We start from the raw sequence: 15671 nt of genomic DNA, 5'->3' as shown, positions 1-15671 counted from the left end.
GCAAACAGGCTTTTCCGCCCGTATCATGATACGTTTAACCGCGAAATGCCCGCATTCCCTACTTACTTTTAAAGATTGACCAAAATGTTTTCTTTACTTTAAAAACCTGTTTTAACTTTAATTAACATCAGGTACGTTATCATCATACATCTACCTACCATTGCAGATAACGTTATGCTGAGTAACCGGATAATTTGGCCTACTGACTTATGAACACTCCTATAGTTGGCTACCAAAACTACCATTGCATCGCTTATTTTAACCACCTCTTGTGAAGCACTAAAAGTAAGTTGTACACTATTAACCGTGAAACATTGATCCTATAGTATAATTATGCATCTACAAATGCTATGGTCCCTTATGTCCCCCGGTGAATAAACAACTATACCTTTCCCAGACACCATTCCATTTTCGCGTCAATACAATCAATTGCATGATCAATAAATCGGCGATTCAGATAGTCATTGCCACTTACTTAGTGGCAGGGTTTTCACTACTCCATCAGAAAGAGCAGTTTGTGTTTCTTCCTTCATTTTATCAATAGTCTATTAAAACCAAAGCTATGAAGTGTAGATTTTTTACGGTGATGTTGTTCTTATTAGGCTCCTCTGCAGCATTCGCCCAGTTAAAAGTGGGGTCCAATCCCAGTCAGATCAATAAATCTTCCATACTGGAACTGGAAAGCACGCGGCAGGGTCTCTTGCTGCCTAGGATACCAGGCGCAAACCTTACTTCCGCACCGCTGAATACTGCGCCGGATGGGATGATCATCTATGTTACAGATTCAGCCAGCCTCTTTATCAGGAAGTATGGTATATGGCAAAGAATGTCGGTAGATAGCGTGGCTAACAGCAGCACCTGGAATATCACAGGTAATGCCAACACAGATTCCACCAAAAACTTCATCGGAACCACTGACCAGCAGGCACTGGTATTCAAAACAGGTAATGCTGAAAGGATGCGCCTTACCGCCGGTGGAAATCTCAAAATGGCCTCAGGCACAATCCCCGCGGGCACAAGCCAGTTACAGGTATTGGTGATAGATCCTGTCACCGGTGAAGTATTGCAGCGTACCATGGCCGCATCTGCATTCAATAATGCCATCGCATCATTGAACGGGTTAAGAGACACAGTGCAGACATTTGCCGTGGACAGCGCCGTCACCAAGGATTTTACCATTACCTCCAACAATGGAGTACACACCTTTAACATTCCTACACAGAATGGCAATGGTACCACTTCCCGCGGTCTGCTCTCCTACAACGACTGGCTGCGGTTCGACTCCTCCGCGCGCTTTCAGATACTGCATACTTTATTCTCCGCAACTCCGGATGTCAATGGAATCAGTGTCAACAACGGAACACTCACCCTGCACGCAGCTGACGCCACCAACCCGGGCGGCGTTTCAGCCGGCGATCAGACATTCGGCGGAAACAAAACTTTCCAGAACAATGTACATGTAGTGCAAAATACTACTGTCGATGGTAACATGATCCTGACTAATATCAGCAACGCCGCGCCAACAGATAGCAACAATGTACTGATCCGGCGAACCGATGGAACACTCGTAAAAAAACTGCTGAATGATAACGCATTCAAAACCCTCATCACAGGTAAAAGTCCCGGCTCAGTGAATGACATCAATATCGATAGCAGCTCATCCACACAAACTGTGATCAACATCCCGGATGCATCCACTACCGTAAGAGGTGTCGTAAACCTGCTCAGCGGACAAACCTTTGCCGGTTACAAAAGCTTCCGCGACTCACTGGCAGTAGGCGTTGCAGAAGGTACCAAAGGGAATTCCAGTTTCCAGGTCATCGGCTCCATCGCTACCAATCTTACCAAAGTAACCAGCAGCTATGCCGTAACAGCAGGTGATAACACTATACTGGCCGATGCTACCGGCGGTGCACTCACCATCACATTGCCCGGTCCCGGCACTATTGCAGGCCGCATGTATACCATCAAAAAAATAGGCAGCGGCGGAATTGATAAGGAAGTTACCATAACCACCAGTGGCGGTACTATCGATGGCTCCAGCAATTACATCATCTACAACGACTGGACCTTTGTAACATTACAAACAGATGGTACAGACTGGTATGTGATCAAGAAGTAACCGGCTGCTCCGGCTTCTCTTATCATTCAACTGGCTGCTATGAAGAACAAATTTTACCTAAGCCTTTCTGTTGCCATAATATTATTACTCCCCTTATTTTCAACTGCACAGCAATTGAAACTGGGAGATAATCCAGGCATCATCAACAAGGCATCAGTACTGGAATTGGAAAGTAAAACACAGGGGCTACTGTTAACCAGGATAACAGATACCGCCCTTGCGCCATTAACTACTGCGCAGGATGGCACCATCCTTTTTCTCAAAAGCGACAACAGCCTGAGAGTTCGCAGCAGCGGCTTATGGAAAAAAGCGTTATTCGCAATAGACACTGCTGATATCACAAACTTCAGCATAAAAGTGAGGAGCCTGTTCTCCGGAACAGCTCCTATCACTTACAACAACGGAGTCATTGGCATCAGTCAGGCTTCCGCTACTACCAATGGATATTTAAGCAGCGTCGACTGGAACACATTCAACAACAAACTATCTACAGTTGATACTACTAACATTGCCAGCTTCAGTGTGAAAGTGAGGAGCCTGTTCTCCGGAACAGCTCCTATCACTTATAACAATGGAGTGATTGGTATCAGTCAGGCTTCCGCTACTACCAACGGATATTTAAGCAGCGCCGACTGGAACACATTCAACAACAAACTATCCTCCATCGATACTACCAACATTGCTAACTTCAGCGTGAAAGTGAGGAGCCTGTTCTCCGGAACAGCTCCTATCACTTTCAGTAACGGAGTCATTGGCATCAGTCAGGCCTCCGCCACCACCAACGGATATTTAAGCAGTACCGACTGGAACATATTCAACAACAAACTATCTACAGTTGATACTACCAACATCGCCAATTTCTTCCTGAAAGTACGTTCGCTGTTTAGCGCAGGTAGCGGCATCACTTATAACAATGTTACCGGTACCATTTCATTCTCCGGCGCTGCCGGCGGCTGGTTACTGGGAGGTAACGGTGTCACTTCCGTACAAAACCTCGGCACCACCACTAATTTCGACCTGCCATTCATTACCAACAACACAGAAAAAATGCGGATCACAAGTGCCGGCAGTGTAGGCATTGGCACCACCACTTTCAATGGTACCAACCCTGAGCGCTTGCTCGTAGATGGCGGTACCTCCACCTCTACCAATCTGATACGCGGACAAGGCAGCGTAAACGGCAATCTGCAGTTCAGTATAACCAACAATCATGGCGGCCCCAATGCAAGAACGGATATTGTAGCTTACGCCAACAATGGCAACAGTTCCAACAACTTTGTTGATATGGGGATCAACTCAGGTGGATACAGCAACGCCACCATCATCGGCAGCACTAATACGGCATACCTCTACGCTACAGGTAACCATTTTGTAATCGGTAATGCCAGCTCCAACAAAAGCCTGATATTCATTACCGGTGGTATTGCTGCTGCCAATGAAGCTATGCGGATTGATGAAACAGGAGATGTCGGCATTGCCAATACAGCGCCGGCAGCAAAACTCGACGTAGGAGGTAACTTCAAACTGGGCGCCGCTGGCACCATAGTGAGCAGCATGATCAAATCAAATTTTTCATTATCAGATAACACCACAAATATCAGTAACACCACCAGCTTAACCAAAACCGCTACAGTAACAGGCGCCAACCTGAACGCTTCCGTCATCGTAAATCCACGTACAGCCCTGCCACAGGGATTAGCCATTGCCTACGCCTTTATAAGCGCAGCCAATACCATTACTATCAACTTTACCAATACCGGCGGAGGCGCCGGTGGTAACCAGAAACTGGGTAGTGTAACTTTTGATGTAACCGTTATCAATCCCTGATGCGTACACATATTCTTCATATGGCCGCCTGGTTCTTCATAGGAATACATGTATGCATGTCGCAGACAGGTGTATACGTACCTCCGGGAGGCAATATCAGCGTACATGGGCCTGATACCGTTGCAATATTCAGCGACGTAAAAAACGATGGCCGCTTTGGCTCACTGAAAGGAAGTGTGGTGAACTTTTATGGCGGCAGATGGGAAAACAGCAACGACGCGGCCTTACCCGACGAAAACGAATACAATAACAGCCACTTGCAGAACACTGGTGGCACCTTCCGCTTCCTGCAGGTAAAAAATATCAATAGCGGGACACAGCGTATATATGGAGGCTATAGCGCCAGTACACGTACTGGCGCCAGCTTTCCCAATCTCAGCATCGGTAACAGAAATGATATCTACCTCGATGATCTGAGTGACCTGAAAGTACGCTACAACCTGAATTTTGAAACCGGGCACCTCGTATTGAATGGCTGGAACCTGTCACTGGGAAATGAAGCGCCCGGTAATATCACCGGCTATTCAGACAAGGCTTATATAGTAACCGGTACACAACCAGGCGGCGGCTTCCTCTTCCGTGAACACATCACTACTGCCGACAACATGGTCGTATACCCCTTAGGCACTACTACCAACAGCTACTCGCCTATGGCGTTAAAAAACAACAGCAGCCAGGTCAAAACCATACAGGCCAGAGTATTTGACAGCGTTTACCGATATGGCCTTTCAGGCAATATGAACACATCAGACTACGTGCTGAAAACCTGGCATGTAAGACAAGACTCCGGCGCATTAAGTGATGTCACGGTACAGTTGCAGCATCACGAAGACAATGAAGGCCCAACATTCGCCATTAACCGCGACAGCAGCTACATCACACGTTTCGACGGAGGCAGCGGATGGGACACTACCGCGCCATCAGGGATCATCAGCCCGGGTACACTGACCACCGGCGCCTTGATCCGCAACACTTATATGAACAACCGGACTTTCCGCGATGGTGGAGAGATCAACACCTTCCTCTCCGTAGCAACCTTTAATAAAATGGTATCCGATGTTGCACTCTTTTTTGAAGCATACCGCGAAACAATCCGGTGGGTAGGCACGCACTGGCGCACCACCAAAGAATTGAACCTCCTTTATTTTGAGCTGCAACGGCACCGCGAAAATGAAGACAGCTTCTATACAGTGGCACGCATTGCTCCACGTGGCATAAACGGCACCACTGTCGGAACAATGGACTACAACTACCGTGATGACGATCTGTATGATAACTGGACCTACTACCGGCTTAAAATATTCGGCCGCGACGGAAAAATATTCTACAGCGCCATCAAACAGGTACCGTGGCTGGTTGAAATCACGGTATCACCCAATCCAAGCAATGGTAATTTCACAATTAACATGACAGGCATACATCACAAACTACGCATGGTTATGCACGACATGGCGGGCAGAGAGCGGGATAACCGTATCATCAGCGACACAAATACCTTTATCGCCAAACCGGATCTCCCCGCAGGAGTATATGTCCTCACCTTCTACGACACGGAAGATGCGGACCGGAAAGTAGTAACAGCTAAAGTGGAAATTGTTCATTGATCAAATGAATGTATAGGTCAGGCGTAGCGCGGAGCCATCGCCTGGCCTGCATTCAGCTCCATCCGCTGACCCTTATAGACACAAAAGAATATAAATCCGGAGTAGTATTACAGACATACAAAGCAAGCACAAATTAACAAATCGGCATCTCCGCCCCATAAAATACGCCTTTTGTTAATACAGCCATATTTTATTTGGAATCCAGATTAATTTACTAACTTAAATCCCTCAACGAAATTATACAAGCCATGTAAATAGCCAATTATATCTCCCTTTATTTTTCACCCTCAAAATCGTAACTATGGAACCCAACAACGAAATCGTATCCAACGCAATTGCCCAAACAGCTGTAAAACTTTGTAGAGTTGCTGTAGACACCAATCCCTCCAGTCAGCTTAATAACCTCTTGCCAAAATGGAAAATAGTCTGGAGTGGTGACACAACCCTTCCCAATTACGCATTTGTTGCAGTAGACCCTACCGGACAAACATATGCGCTGGCTATCCGGGGCTCCGTCAACCCCAAAGTCTTCGGCAGCATTGATGGCTTTGTCGACTGGATACTCGAAGATCTGGATATTGCCCTGGCATACTGGCCATTTACCAGTGGCGATTACTCCTTGTCCACCAATCCCCCATGCGTCAGTGCCGGAGGATATACTGCTTTCACCAGCCTGCTGCAGATGCAGGATACACTGGGATCTAAGAGGTCTATCGCTGATTACCTGTTAACCAATACGGCCAACAAACAGGTAATTATCACAGGACATAGCCTGGGCGGCAACGTAGCTAATTTATATGCGTCTTACTACGCTGAGATGCTTAAAAAAAATAACAAATCTACCAGGAACCTCTCTCTTTACACCTTTGCAGCGCCCGCATCCGGTAACTCACTTTTTAGTTTTGACCTGGATTCGAAGATTATTTCAGTAGCGCATTACCAGAATACAAATGATATTGTTCCTAACTTCCCAACTGTTCAGGGATTCGAGGATACCGCTAAATTGTATAACCCGATACCAGATGCTTCCAAAGTTATGGTTACTTTGCCAGGACAGCAGCAAAGTACTACATTGCAAAATGCGCTTGACACTATAGCCGAACTACTTGGAGTGATCAATCTCAATTACACGCAACAAAGTCAGGGGCTCACTAAATTTTCAACTGACCTCAATCTGCAATTCAATAAATTCAACACCATCAATGAGTGGCTGGGGCAGGCTGGCGTACAACATCAGCTTCCCTACTACGCAGACCAGGTAGGCGTATACAACCTCCCGCCATTACCACAAGCTGCGGAACAGTTGGCAAAACCAGCAACTGAAACAGTTTAAACAAATCATTCCAAAATAAAAAGCGTCTGCTATGTTGAAAAACATACGCAGACGCCTTTATGTACACGGTATAGAAATTTCATGCCTGGAATGATAAACAAGAACTCAGTTGTTAGCGTTAATCTATATTAGGAATAATTCTCCCCGGCTTTATCATTATCCATAGTAGAAATCCAGCGGATGCTGAAAAGCTAAAAGAGTAAGCATAATCACTAAATATCTGATTACATGAGAAAGTCAAACACCGAACACAGATTTCATCCTCAAAACACCTTATCATTCGATGAACAGCAGTATATTACCGGTGGCAGGTTACCAGGCTCCATAAACGCATTGCTCCTTCAGGAATTTCAGATCCTGGATGATGCAGTTATTGCCCTTGAAAAACGAATCGAGACGCAGCATCCCACTACCGAAATTGGAAGGAGGGTATTGCACGCGGAGGAGGTCATTATAAAGGGACTGGAAAATAAGCTAGAAGAAATGATAAAAAGGTTAAGCAGCTAATGAACAGCTTACCGGCTGTACCATTCATCCTGAAGCTTAAAGCATTGTTTAATACCAGAAAGGGTTCTGATATTTCCGGAACCCTTCCCTGTCACTTATGATGCAGCATTTTATTAACAATTTTCTTAATCACCTCCTCCCTGTTCTCCTTCACTTATAGATCTATCTTCTTCCGATTCTTCAACCACCTTGTTTTTGATGAAGACACAAACCATTCCCGTCAATATCTTTCAGCCATGCAAACCTCCCCCACGGTGTATTATCGATCTTCCCAACGTCAATCCCCTTCTTTTTCAGGGCTTCTATTTCGTTGTCAATGTTATCCGTTTCAAAAATAAGACCCGCAAACCCTGCAAGAGCAATCGTGGTATTCCCATCCGGCAATCCCACCTGAATCCAGGTGTCACCATGTTCATCCGGCGCTTCCATGATTAACCGGAATCCGAGTTTCAGATAAAACTCCTTTGCCTTTTGCCTGTCCTTTACGGGAAGCATAATAATTTCCGCTGATTTCATGTGCTTTTTTTAAAAGGGTTAAAATTTATTGTACAGTTCAAAATTAAGTGCATAAATGCACAGCACACCCAGGTAAATACGACAATCTTACCCGTTGATCCCGACAGGAAATTTCGATACATTTACACGATCAACACCTGCACAATGAAGCATATTTCCATCCTGTCACTATACGATGCCACGCTTACAAGCATCGATAGTAGCCGTCAGATACTGACGCGGGTAAACGATTTCATGAAGTATCACGGAAACCCGCCTTTTTATACCGTGGAGATCGTAGGACTGGAGGAACGAATGGAGATGGACAGCGGCCTTTATCATATCAATACCCACAAAACAATAAACCAGCTCGATAAAACAGACGTAGTGGTATTACCGCTCCTCTGCGGCGATTTCCCAAAAGCAATTTCAAAAAATAAGAAATACCAGGACTGGCTCATCAGGCAATATCATAACAACGCTGAAATTGTCTGCCTCTGTGTTGGCTCATTCTTCCTGGCTTCTACAGGGTTATTAAACGGTAAGAAATGTGCCGTTCACTGGGCCGTCAAAAATGAATTCCAGGCAATGTTCCCGGAGGTCACCGTTGTAGAAGATTCCATTATCACAGACGAAAATGGCATTTATACCTGCGGCGGTGGTTATTCTTACCTGAATTTACTACTCTACATCATCGAAAAACATCTCGGAAGGGAGATGTCCATCCTGGCATCGAAAATGTTTGAAATTGATATTGAAAGAAAGAGCCAGAATCCATTTGTGATTTTTGTAGGGCAAAAAAGACATGGAGATGAAACCATCCTGAAAGCCCAGGAACTGATAGAAAGCCAGCCAACAACCATCTTTACCGTCGACGAGATATGCAATACGTTGGATGTTGGCCGAAGAACATTTGAAAGACGGTTTAAAAACAATACCGGTAACTCCGTCGTGGAATATATGCAACGCGTAAAAGTGGAGTTTGCCAAAAAACACCTGGAAACAGGAAGAAGAACAGTGAACGAGATCGTTTATGAACTGGGCTATAATGACATTGATGCTTTCAGAAAAGTCTTTAAAAAATTCACAGACCTGTCACCAGTCGACTATCGGAAGAAATTCTCCAGGTAACATCACTACTCAGGGATAAAAAATTCCTCTTTTCATGCAAACAATTCTATCCGGTCACTGGTTAGTAACCCATGAACTAATAACTACCCTCAAAATGAAATTAATAACGACCCCGAGCAAGTATGCTTTCGCACAAACCCTGACCCGTATTCAGCAACTGCTGGAAGAAAACAAAGTCCGCCTTTTTGCAGTTATTGATCATAGCGCCGCTGCCGGAGAACATGGTCTGCAGTTACCGCCTACTTCTGTACTCGTATTTGGTAATCCACTGGGAGGCACCCAGCTGATGTATAGAAACCGGGAGATCGCCTGGGCGCTGCCTTTAAAGTTGCTGATATGGGAAGATGAGAATAAAAAAACCTCCCTGACTTATAAAAACCCGGAAGAATTCAACGAAGAATTTAACCTGCCTCCGGATGTACACCAGATTACCGCAGACCAACACAGATTTATTCAGATGTTGATAATGAATGTAACTGCTTAGTTATACCTCATCTACGGCACCACACTGGTAAAAAGATACGTAGCAAAAACCATCAGCAGCACAATACCGTAAAGCAAATTGGTCTTACCGGTTACCAGCGACAGCATCACGATGAAGATCGAAAGCAACAGCAATGCCGTTGATGCAGTGCTTATACCCAATATTACCGTAGAGCCGCTCAATAACGAGAATACCGCTACCGCCGGAATAGTAAGGCCCGTGCTGGCCAACGCAGATCCCAGCGCCAGGTTCATGCTGGTTTGCAGCCTGTTCTTCCTGGCTGCCTGTATAGCCGCTATCCCTTCCGGCAACAATATAATCATGGCGATGATAACACCTACTAAAGATGGTGGCGCACCCATTTTCTCAACACCAGCCTCTATGGCAGGAGAAAGCGATTTTGCCAGCAAAACCACAGCGCCCAGGCAAGCCAGTAACAACAACAAGCTGAAAAGCGCTGTTTTGTTGGATGGCGGCTCCGCATGATGCTCTTCATTGCTCTCCCCCGCCGGCAGAAAATAATCGCGGTGACGCACAGATTGTACAAATACAAAGGCAACATAAATGATAATACACACAAACGCAACAAACATCAGCTGAGACCGGTTATACTCCGGCCCATTAACGCTGGTGGTGAAGTTTGGCAGTACCAGTGTCAGCATCAGTATAGAAATAAGCGCCACCAGCGCAGAAGTCGCTGAATGCTTGGTAATTTCCTGTTCATGAAATTTCAATGCCCCCAGGAATATAGAAAGCCCGACAATACCATTCAACAGGATCATATTAGCGGCAAAAATGGTATCCCTGGCCAGCGTAAGACTTTGCTCCCCGCCAGAAGACATCAGTGAAACAATCAGCGATAACTCAATAATCGTAACCGCAAGCGCCAGTATCAACGTCCCAAAAGGTTCGCCTACCTTATGCGCAATTACCTCCGCCAGATGCACAGAGGCCATCACAGACGCAATCAGTACCACCGATAGAAACACGATAACCGGCAAACCAGCATGGCCAGTGCCGAAGGCGATAGCCAGCCACGCCAGTACAGGCGTAACTATAAGCCATAAAGGAATAGACAATCTTAGCTTCATAAGTCTAAATATAAGATTTATTCATTGAAGCCGGCATCTGCCAGGACCAGGTCGCAAACAACCCGCTAAATTGTCTTATCTCCCCTCTGTACAAGTCTTTTTTTCTTATCACCTTTGATGTGTCGAAAATAAACAACCAGCATAAAGGCAAGTGGAGCAGTAACCACTCCAAAAACGGGCGGAACCGAAAAGCCAGAAGAGTAGGAACAAAAAATGTATCTTATGTCAAATACTGTTTCTCTCCACAGAGTTCTTAAAACATCTCCGGAAAAAGTATACCGGGCATTTACCGAGCCTACGGCAATCGCTTCCTGGCTGCCTCCTTATGGATTTCTTTGCACCGTCCACGAAATGAATGTAGTCGTAGGCGGTACTCATAAGATGTCATTCCAGAACTTTTCAACCGGAAATGGCCATTCTTTCGGCGGCACCTACCTGGAACTCAAACCCGGCGAACTTATTAAATACACGGACAAATTTGATAATCCCGGCCTGCCAGGAGAAATGACCACCACCGTTTCCCTCCGGAAAAATATCGCTGGTACTGAAATTAAAATTACACAGGAAGGTATTCCGGATGTAATACCAGCAGAAATGTGTTACCTCGGCTGGCAGGAATCACTGGAAAAACTGGCTAAACTGGTAGAGCCCGAGATTCCGGATGCCTGATTCCAACCTTATATGCCAAAAGCACAGCGCCGCATAAATCCGATGATTTATGCGGCGCTGTGCTTTGCTGTGGTAGCGTTTCATATCAGATGCCTAACTTGCTGTTACTATCCAATAAATCAATATGGAAAAAATATGGGCTTCTTTACTGAACAAACACTATAGCCTGCTAAACCCCTACCATAGGGAACTCGCGCATGAAATGAACCAATGGATGGATGCTTCCCCGCTCTTTTCGGAATCAGACAAAACTGATTTAGCCCGCTCTACACCCGATATGATAATGGCCCGCATGTTCCCTACTGCCGGGTACCATCATTTGCTTACCTGCTGTAAATCGGCGCTGGCATTCTTTATTTGCGATGATGCATTTGATCTGCTAACGGCAGAAGAACAGGAACCCATACAACACGAACTAACCGGCATCCTGAATGGAACCAATGAAATAATCCGGCAGAACCACCAAAGTTATATATTCTCACTGGTCAGGGAAGACATACTGAAATATAACCTGCCGGTACAATGGTTGGAACGGTTTGTAGATGGCTGGAATCAATACCTGGAAGGCTCAAAGCTGGAAGCGCCATTCAAACTGCAGTATAAGATACCGGCGCCGGAAGAATACATCAGCATCAGAAGAAAATCAATTGCTGTCAGGCAATTCTTTGCGCTGAATGAACTGGTGGAAGATGCTATCCTTGAACCGGAAATACTTCAGCATCCCCTCTTGCGTCAGCTGGAAGAACTGGCATTAGATGTCTTTATCTACGAAAATGACCTGGTATCATTCAGGCTTGAGAGAAAGAAAAGGTATGTGATGAATGCTGTAATGGTAATACAGCAGCATGATAAAGTATCAGATGAAGAAGCCTTTGCCAATGTGGTAGAAAAGCGTAATGACCGCCTGTATTCATTTCAGGATACCAGGCGTTCCTTAACAGATCCGGTACTGAATCATGATGCTGTTCAGCGATACCTGTCTGGCATGGAGAAGATGTTAACAGGCATCTCTTTATGGAAGTTTCTGGACACAGAAAGATATGACACGTAAGTGCTTCAATAGCTGGGCTCTGCATTGCAGGCAAACCAGCGGGCTGCTGCCTGTTGCAGTTCACTATAATCCGGGTTGTTATCTGAAGCCCAGGCAACAATCCCATCAGGGCGTATCAGTAAGGCGCTTACTCCTAACCGGTCCTTTACGTTGCCCTCAACATACCTGATCCTATCCCCATATTCATCCGCAAGCGCTTTAAGTAAAGGATTCATATCAAAATCCACCAATATCCCCAGGCCATCGCGCATGAACTCACCCATCCTCCTGCCGTCTTCGAATTCAAAGTCGGGTACGCTGCGGCCCGGCAGCGGACGACTGTCACCGAGGTTGTAATGGGTGTGAATACCCCACACGCGCTCCGCAAAATAAGTAGCGCCGTCACGCGTATTGATCAGGTCGCGGACAATCGCATTCAGTGCACGGTCGCCTGTATCCGGTCTCATGACAGCCACCTGTGCGCGTGACCAATCCAGCACAGCTACGCCAATCGGGTATCGTTCGGCATGATAACTATCCAGCAGGCCTTCAGGCGATTTCTCCTGGATAACTGCCGCAAGCTTCCAACCCAGGTTCATAGCATCGCCCAGCCCAAGGTTAAGCCCCTGGCCACCGAGCGGCGAATGGATATGTGCAGCATCGCCAGCTAAAAATACACGCCCGTTGCGGTAAGCGGTGGCCTGCCGGGCCCGGTCAGTCCAGGTAGTAGCGAGATGCAGGGCAGTGATCGTAACGTCCGTGTTCGAGATACGCCGCAATACCTCCTGCACATGCGCAAGCGTAATAGGCTTATTGGCATTATGAAAAGCCCCGCCATCAAAATCCTGTATCACCACATAACCTGGTTGTGATTGCATATACATACCACCGGGCGTCAGGACTCTGCCAGGCCTGAGCTTCTCCGGATCAGCCATATCAATCCGGGTAGTATAACCGGTAAATTCCGGCTCCGTACCGGCGAATTCAAAACCGCCCGCCTTGCGGACAACACTACGGGCGCCATCACAGCCCACCAACCATTTACCGGGAAAGGACTGGTCACCTGACCAGGCAGTCACGCCGTCAGCGGTCCGGTGAAAATCTGTAATCGCATGTCCGCGCATGATCTTTACGCCCAATGCTTCAGCACGACGGGTCAGCACCGTTTCAAGCTCCTCCATTTCAGAGATTAAACTGAGATCCGGCGAACCAGGTAAACGGTATTGCCACCGTGACCTGTCAATATCGTCCTCATGAAATACAATACCAGCGAAATGCCCGGCCTGACGACGCGGCCCCTTTACCGCATTCAGATGAGGATTTTTAAGACGCTTATGTACTTCCAGTTCGTCCAGCAAACCGCGACGGTAAAACGTTTCAATAGTAGGCGCCGAGAGTCCGCGAATGCCGAAAGGCAGTTGCTTCAGTGGTGAGTGCGGGTCTTCCGTCTTTTCGAGTATAAGGACGGAACATCCGGCGAGAGCCAGTTCACAGGCCAGAAACAGGCCCACAGGCCCCGCGCCGGAAATAATAACATCATGGATAAATTGATTTTGTCCGGGTTGCTTGCTTTCTAATGTTGCTTTCATACGAATGATTGAGAACACAAAATTCAGCAATACCCCGCAGGCAGGCTTGTATAAACACGACAAAATCGTCGCCTGCTACCTGCTCCCCTTTTTGGCTTTCCTCGCAAATGCAGCCGGCGTAGTGCCGCTGTAGCGTTTGAACTCCCTGCTCAGATGCGCCTGATCAGTATACCCCAGCTCAAGCGCCAGACCCGCAAGGTTAGAATCAGGATAAAGCACTAACTGGTTTCGTGCCTGCTCAAAGCGTATCAGTCCGGATACATCTTTAACTGTATAACCTGACGATTGCTTGAATTTCCTTTCCAGTGTACGAACCGTCGCATAAGCCGCCGCCGCAATCTCACTCACCGGCATCGTGCCGTTCGCTTCCATCATCGCAACACCTGCCCTGAATAACGTGCTGTCAACAGTTATCTGCGACCGCACATCCAGGAAATATTGTTTTACCTGATCTATCGCCTCATCTATCCTGTCAGCCTGAACATACTTCTCCAGCGTAGCCTGGAGCTGAACAATAGGATGGGTAAGTACATGCACTTCATCTTTACCGGATGGCAGCCCGAGCAAATCGAACACTGTCCATGGATAACACCTGATAGCAATGATATCCAAACGATTCTTCGCATTCAAAATAACAGGCTGATTAAGCAGCCCCATTATAAACGGGGAAGGCAATGGCTGTAAGTCGCCGTTGTGAGAAACAGCAGCAATACTCCCGAAATAGAAAATGATTTCAGCATAGCCATCAGGTAACACTTTAAAAGTCGGCTGTTCTTCGCCGAAGTCCCCCCTGTTGTGCCAGAAACACTTTATAATATCCCGTAGCGCTTCCGGAGGTTCAAATTCCTGGTGCTGCATTTTGACTAACATAACTGGTAATTTTAGGACTGCCCGGAACAAAAATATACCTTTTACTGTATTGCATCATCACCACCTTACCCTTGCTGCGTCGGTAATCTTCCCGGTCCGCTGATCCTGTACAAAGCCAATCAGTTCCCAGTTCTTCGGCGCAAAGTCTCGTGGTAATCTGAACCTCGCATCATTTCCGGTAATCGTTTTCAGATCCCGTACAATCTGCACATGCGCCAGCTTTCGTCCTGAATTCTCACCGGCATCCACCCGGCTCTGCGCCTCCCGTTGTACCAGGGCAACCAGCAATTCCGTACCCGGAACAGGCGACAGATTGGATGTTACAATGAGTTGTTGTCCCTTGATATCCGCTTCCAGCTGTAGCTTGCGGGAAACAGGCTGCTCCAGCGCCTGGTTGATGGCAGCACCTACCAGACCTGCATCCGATCCTATTTGCTCACGCTCCCCATTCACGATCAGTTGTGGCGTATAAATAGTGCGCACCCGTAACCAGGCGGCGTATTGCTGCTGCCGCTGCGACCACGCATGGTCACTGAAGCGGTCCTTCCATCCCTGGTGATCCCAGTAGTCTACGTGAAAAGCCAGTATATACAGCTGGCTGTCCACATCTTCCTGTTGCAACCTGCTGATGAGTTCATCCGCCGGCGGACAACTGGAGCACCCCTCAGAAGTAAACAACTCCACCACAGCGAACCCTTTGCCTCCATGCCGGTTCACAGATACTTTACCGGCAGAATGCGGCGCCAGGAATGCCACCGTGCCGATAAACAGGCTCACTATCGCCACACTTTTGAATATTGTCTTCATCGTCTTCATACGGCTGCTTTTATTTTTTGATCAATACGCAAAACTACCGGAACGCACCCCGCCTTTGAAGCATGAATAGCGGGAACCAGACGAACGGCTTCTTCAACCGGAC

14 protein-coding genes are annotated in these 15671 nt (G+C 46.9%); 9 read left to right on the top strand and 5 right to left on the bottom strand.

Going from position 1 to position 15671, the window contains the following annotated elements; translation table 11 throughout:
* Window positions 1–562 precede the first annotated feature (562 nt).
* The 5 genes from VM802_RS10995 to VM802_RS10975 all read left to right on the top strand — a co-directional run bounded on the left by VM802_RS10995 (window position 563) and on the right by VM802_RS10975 (window position 7393).
* Window positions 563–2122, top strand: a complete 1560-nt coding sequence (locus VM802_RS10995) for a phage tail-like protein (RefSeq protein WP_325530294.1) — start codon at window positions 563–565, stop codon at window positions 2120–2122.
* 39 nt (window positions 2123–2161) lie between these two features.
* Entirely contained in the window at window positions 2162–3949 is a 1788-nt protein-coding gene (locus VM802_RS10990; RefSeq protein WP_325530292.1) for a beta strand repeat-containing protein, read from the top strand.
* The gene (locus tag VM802_RS10985) at window positions 3949–5553 is read left to right on the top strand and encodes a T9SS type A sorting domain-containing protein (RefSeq protein WP_325530290.1); all 1605 of its coding nucleotides are present in this window, start codon (window positions 3949–3951) and stop codon (window positions 5551–5553) included. Before VM802_RS10990 ends, VM802_RS10985 begins: the two co-directional genes overlap by 1 nt.
* 301 nt (window positions 5554–5854) lie before the next feature.
* Window positions 5855–6886 (top strand): lipase family protein, encoded by a 1032-nt coding sequence (locus VM802_RS10980; RefSeq protein ID WP_325530288.1) that lies wholly within the window; start codon window positions 5855–5857, stop codon window positions 6884–6886.
* A gap of 228 nt (window positions 6887–7114) precedes the next feature.
* On the top strand, window positions 7115–7393 hold the full coding sequence (locus VM802_RS10975; protein WP_325530286.1) for a hypothetical protein: 279 nt from the start codon (window positions 7115–7117) through the stop codon (window positions 7391–7393).
* Window positions 7394–7573: 180 nt separating this feature from the next.
* Here the strand turns inward: VM802_RS10975 and VM802_RS10970 are convergent, their stop codons facing one another.
* Window positions 7574–7909, bottom strand: a complete 336-nt coding sequence (locus VM802_RS10970; protein WP_325530284.1) for a VOC family protein — start codon at window positions 7907–7909, stop codon at window positions 7574–7576.
* A gap of 144 nt (window positions 7910–8053) precedes the next feature.
* On the opposite strand from VM802_RS10970, the gene VM802_RS10965 reads away from it, so the two are divergent.
* A complete protein-coding gene (locus VM802_RS10965; protein WP_325530282.1) occupies window positions 8054–9019 on the top strand; it encodes a GlxA family transcriptional regulator in 966 nt (321 codons plus the stop codon).
* A gap of 94 nt (window positions 9020–9113) precedes the next feature.
* Entirely contained in the window at window positions 9114–9503 is a 390-nt protein-coding gene (locus VM802_RS10960) for a DUF302 domain-containing protein (RefSeq protein WP_325530280.1), read from the top strand.
* Window positions 9504–9514: 11 nt separating this feature from the next.
* Here the strand turns inward: VM802_RS10960 and VM802_RS10955 are convergent, their stop codons facing one another.
* Window positions 9515–10594: a calcium:cation antiporter gene (locus VM802_RS10955; protein ID WP_325530278.1), complete on the bottom strand. Its 1080-nt coding sequence runs from the start codon at window positions 10592–10594 to the stop codon at window positions 9515–9517.
* Window positions 10595–10816: 222 nt separating this feature from the next.
* Between VM802_RS10955 and VM802_RS10950 the strand changes: the two genes are divergently transcribed.
* Window positions 10817–11263, top strand: a complete 447-nt coding sequence (locus tag VM802_RS10950) for an SRPBCC family protein (protein ID WP_325530276.1) — start codon at window positions 10817–10819, stop codon at window positions 11261–11263.
* A 124-nt stretch (window positions 11264–11387) separates the two neighbouring features.
* Entirely contained in the window at window positions 11388–12314 is a 927-nt protein-coding gene (locus VM802_RS10945) for a terpene synthase family protein (RefSeq protein WP_325530274.1), read from the top strand.
* Between the two features lie 5 nt (window positions 12315–12319).
* Here VM802_RS10945 and VM802_RS10940 read toward each other — a convergent pair whose 3' ends face one another.
* From VM802_RS10940 to VM802_RS10930, 3 genes are all read right to left on the bottom strand, one after another.
* Window positions 12320–13882: an FAD-dependent monooxygenase gene (locus VM802_RS10940; protein WP_325530272.1), complete on the bottom strand. Its 1563-nt coding sequence runs from the start codon at window positions 13880–13882 to the stop codon at window positions 12320–12322.
* A gap of 75 nt (window positions 13883–13957) precedes the next feature.
* Window positions 13958–14752 (bottom strand): helix-turn-helix domain-containing protein, encoded by a 795-nt coding sequence (locus VM802_RS10935; protein WP_325530270.1) that lies wholly within the window; start codon window positions 14750–14752, stop codon window positions 13958–13960.
* A 57-nt stretch (window positions 14753–14809) separates the two neighbouring features.
* On the bottom strand, window positions 14810–15568 hold the full coding sequence (locus tag VM802_RS10930; RefSeq protein WP_325530268.1) for a DUF1223 domain-containing protein: 759 nt from the start codon (window positions 15566–15568) through the stop codon (window positions 14810–14812).
* Between the last annotated feature and the right edge of the window lie 103 nt (window positions 15569–15671).

The sequence above is a fragment of the Chitinophaga sp. genome (assembly GCF_035538455.1).
GTDB lineage: Bacteria > Bacteroidota > Bacteroidia > Chitinophagales > Chitinophagaceae > Chitinophaga.
Note: the sequence above shows the minus strand (reverse complement) of the source record. Positions and strands in the feature narration are given on the sequence as shown.